Annotated in this window: 5 protein-coding genes; 2 read left to right on the top strand and 3 right to left on the bottom strand. The window is 44.4% G+C overall.

Features of this window, described 5'->3' with window-relative positions:
• Window positions 1–445: hypothetical protein (locus tag B3182_RS12320; protein WP_292752949.1), on the bottom strand; the 445-nt coding region annotated here is incomplete at its 3' end.
• A 149-nt stretch (window positions 446–594) separates the two neighbouring features.
• Between B3182_RS12320 and dbpA the strand changes: the two genes are divergently transcribed.
• Together dbpA and B3182_RS12310 are read left to right on the top strand one after the other, a co-directional pair.
• Window positions 595–1,977, top strand: coding sequence for an ATP-dependent RNA helicase DbpA (dbpA, locus tag B3182_RS12315; RefSeq protein WP_292358100.1), 1,383 nt, complete (start codon window positions 595–597; stop codon window positions 1,975–1,977).
• A gap of 82 nt (window positions 1,978–2,059) precedes the next feature.
• Window positions 2,060–2,998, top strand: coding sequence for a GGDEF domain-containing protein (locus B3182_RS12310; protein ID WP_292358102.1), 939 nt, complete (start codon window positions 2,060–2,062; stop codon window positions 2,996–2,998).
• Here the strand turns inward: B3182_RS12310 and B3182_RS12305 are convergent.
• On the bottom strand, window positions 2,995–3,693 hold the full coding sequence (locus B3182_RS12305; RefSeq protein WP_292358103.1) for an MBL fold metallo-hydrolase: 699 nt from the start codon (window positions 3,691–3,693) through the stop codon (window positions 2,995–2,997). The two genes, B3182_RS12310 and B3182_RS12305, sit on opposite strands and share 4 nt — an antisense overlap.
• A 14-nt stretch (window positions 3,694–3,707) precedes the next feature.
• A partial coding sequence (locus B3182_RS12300; protein ID WP_292752947.1) for a TSUP family transporter occupies window positions 3,708–4,036 on the bottom strand: 329 nt, incomplete at its 5' end.

Here is a 4,036-nt window from a genome sequence, read left to right as displayed (position 1 = left end):
GGTTCGAAATAGACGAAGTTGATGGCGAAGCAGGCCGGGTTGCATTGGTTGTATAGCGTCTTACCGGTTCCTCGTCACGGTAACCCTGAGAATAAATAATCGGTGCAATCAGGGTGATACTATTATTTCGAAAACCATAATAGCCTGACCGGTGACGAGGCCGGGTGGTATCGTAATGTCGATAATACGGTTTATAACGAGGTTGTTTAAAGTGATTTAGTCTGGGATCCAGTCCAAATGAACGGTGACCCGTGATGCCGATTGAGGGATGGCGGTAATGCCGGTTACCAGAAAAGCCATTGTGAGGTCGATTATGCAGATTCTGACCAAGTTGCACGTTCACCGACACATCGGCATAACTGTTTTGACTGGGCAAAAGCAGCATAAGCCCGCCAAGCAAGCTGGCGCTGAAAACGGAAACAAATAGGGTTTTACTGAATGACATAGCCATTACCTCACAGTTGGCTGGCTGATAATCATCAGACTGGTAACCGTGTTGATGGTTCGTTGCCCTGAATGTAAATTCAGGTAAAGCAATGTTTCAGCGAGCTTTTTGGTATCATGCCCGCTTTATTCTCTTCTTTAAAGCTCCCCATGTCTGCTACTGATTTTTCATCGTTAAATTTATCTGCCGAACAACTGACTGTCCTTGATTCACTCGGTTATAAGCAAATGACTGCTGTCCAGGCACAAAGCTTGCCGTTAATTCTGCAAGGCAAGGATTTGATAGCCCAGGCCAAAACCGGCAGTGGTAAAACCGCAGCCTTTGGTATTGGCTTATTACAAACTATTCAACCGGATTTCTTTGCTGTTCAAGCGCTGATTATTTGTCCTACTCGTGAATTAGCCGATCAGGTTGGCAAAGAGTTACGCCGTTTGGGGCGTGGCATACCCAATCTGAAACTGGTGATGTTATGCGGTGGTAAACCGTTAGGCCCGCAAATTGCCTCATTGGAATATGGTGCACATATTGTGGTTGGTACACCTGGACGGATTCAGGATCATCTTAAAAAAGCCACCTTGAAACTCAATAAAGTCAAAACCGTAGTGCTGGATGAAGCCGATCGCATGCTGGATATGGGCTTTGTCGATGCGATGCAGGAAATCATAGGACAGACACCAAGTTCCAGACAGACCTTGTTGTTTTCAGCGACGTTTCCCGACAGCATCAAACAGATTAGTCGTAGCATACAACGTGATCCGGCACGGGTAACGGTTGAATCACAGCATCAACAGGCTGTAATTGATCAGTTGTTTTATGAGATTAAAAAACATGAACGTAACAATGCCTTGATAATGTTATTCCAGCATTATCAGCCCAAAAACGCCATTGTGTTCTGCCACACCAAAATACAGTGTGATGAAGTCGCAGATATGCTGAGAAACAAAAAAATCGATGCTCAGCCGATTCATGGTGATTTGGAACAACGGGAAAGAGATCAGGTGTTGGTACGATTCGCCAACCAGAGTTGCCCGGTTTTGGTGGCCACCGATGTGGCTGCTCGGGGACTGGATATTAAGGCGATTGAAATGGTGATTAATTATGAATTGCCCCGAGATCCCGAAGTATATATCCACCGCATTGGACGAACTGGTCGGGCGGGGGAGTCTGGCCTGGCAATGAGTCTGGTTGCTGAAGCTGAAGTACCCCGCATGCTGGCGATTGAGAAATATCAGAAAAAACCTTGTCGCTGTGATGTGCTGGCTTCTCTGGATCGTGATGACAGTTTTACGCTGGAAGCCGATATGGTGACTATACAGTTGGATGCCGGGCGTAAAAATAAACTCCGTCCTGGCGATATTCTGGGCGCTTTAACTGGTGATGCCGGACTAGATGGCGCTGATATCGGCAAAATTGATATTTTTGATATGTCGAGTTATGTCGCGGTAAGTAAATCGGCATTACGACAGGCAATGAATTACCTGGCTGATGGCAAGGTTAAAGGGCGCGCTATTCGCGCCAGAAAAATACGTTAAATAAACGCACAGAAAAAAACAAAAACCTTGTTTAAATTGTGGTAATAATTACCCTGCGCTAACTGTTTTTACGAGTAGAGCCATGACCGACCTGATCAATAATGTACCCACGGAAAATGATGTCTATAAAACCCTGCTGGAATCCACTAAAGCTATTCCGTGGAAATTAGACTGGGCTTCTATGCAATTCACTTACATTGGCCCGCAAATTGAGGCTCTGTTAGGTTGGGAGCCATCAAGCTGGAAGTCTGTTGAAGATTGGGCTGCTCGGATGCATGAAGATGAACGGCAATGGGTGGTGGATTTTTGTGTTTCCCAATCCAAGTCAGGAATCGATCATGAAGCGGATTATCGCGCACTGACAAAAGATGGTAACTATGTCTGGATCCGCGATGTGGTGCATGTAGTGCGAAAGGAAAATGGTGAGGTCGAATCATTAATCGGTTTTATGTTTGATATCAGCGAGCGCAAAAAGACCGAGCAGGAACTGATAAAGCTGCAAAAGGAACTGGAAGAGCTTTCCTTCAAAGATGGCCTGACCGGTGTGGCCAACCGCCGGATGTTTGATTCCGTTATCGAAACGGAATGGCTTAAAGCCCGGCAAAATAAACAGCCATTGTCACTGATTATTATTGATATCGATTTTTTCAAGGAATATAACGATTTTTACGGGCATTTACAGGGCGATGACTGTTTAAAACAGGTAGCTGAAACACTTAATAACGTCAAAGCACGCTCGCGTGATTTCTTCGGGCGATTTGGCGGTGAAGAATTTATCATGCTATTACCTGAAGCAGATGAAAATGCCGCGTGGTCGATAGCGGAGCGTTGTCGTCAGGCTTTATTTAAAAAACAAATACCACATGAACAGTCGAAAGTGAGTCAATTACTCACCATCAGCCTGGGAGTCAGTACGATGATTCCATCGCATGATGATGAGCATAATGAATTAATCAGCAGGGCAGATAAACAGCTTTATCAGGCCAAGCAGAAAGGGCGTAACTGCATTCAATCGGCTTAAACTAGATTACCGCAGGCGCGATTAGCCGGTACTGCTACATCCATCATTTTAGGATTGGGCAAGTTCAGGTTGTCCATAATATTTTTATATTCAATAACATCCTTCACTTGCAGGCGAGGATTATTCTCGCGTTCTTCACCAATGGTACTGACCATCCAGCCTTTATAATCATGCGCCGGATAGACCCAGGTATCCTCTGGGAATTTCAATAATTTATCGAACAGACTACGGTATTGATCTGTTGCACTGCCATTTTGAAAATCTGTTCGTCCGGTGCCACGAATCAATAATGTATCACCGGTAAACAGATACTTCTGTCCGTCATGTTCCAACAGAAAGCTGTAAGAATCGTCAGTATGCCCGGGAGTGTGTAGGGCAGTGAGCGTGATTTTACCGACCACAATTTTACTGCCATCATTGAAACTATCATTGGCACAGGAAGAATTTGCCTGTTGTCCCATATAGGTTTCACAACCTGTGAGTTCCCGCAGTTTGCCAAGAGCCGTAATGTGATCAGCATGGGTATGGGTATCCATTGCCACTTTCAGTGTTAAACCAAGTTCATTTAATAAACGAATATAACCATCTGTTTCATCTATCACCGGATCAATTAATACCGCTTGTTTGGAAAGTTTATCTGCAATCAAATAAGTGTATGTAGATGAGTTTTTTTCAAAAAGTTGTCTGAATAACATGTTGATGAATGCTCCTATGTTGTTTGCACATAAAACAGTGTTACTGCCACCAGTAAAAGACCAATAGAAAAGATTTTCTGCAGATGCGCATTCGCAATTCTGTGACTGATCAGTTGTCCTGCATACATACCTGTCAATCCTCCAGCAATGAGCCACGCCAGTGACTTAAAAGGTAAATAATTGATTTCACCGAATGTGAGATGTGAAATAAAGCCGATACTGCTAACCAGCGTGATAACCACTAAAGACGTACTGACTGCCTGTACCATGCTGACCTGACTCAGTAACAGCAGTAGGGGAATGATCAAAAAGCCTCCACCTACGCCGAATAAGCCGGATAATA

Source organism: Methylophaga sp. UBA4204 (genome assembly GCF_002379485.1).
In the GTDB taxonomy this organism is placed as follows: Bacteria; Pseudomonadota; Gammaproteobacteria; order Nitrosococcales; family Methylophagaceae; genus Methylophaga.
The sequence above is the reverse complement of the archived record's forward strand: the minus strand, read 5'-3'. Positions and strand labels throughout refer to the sequence as shown.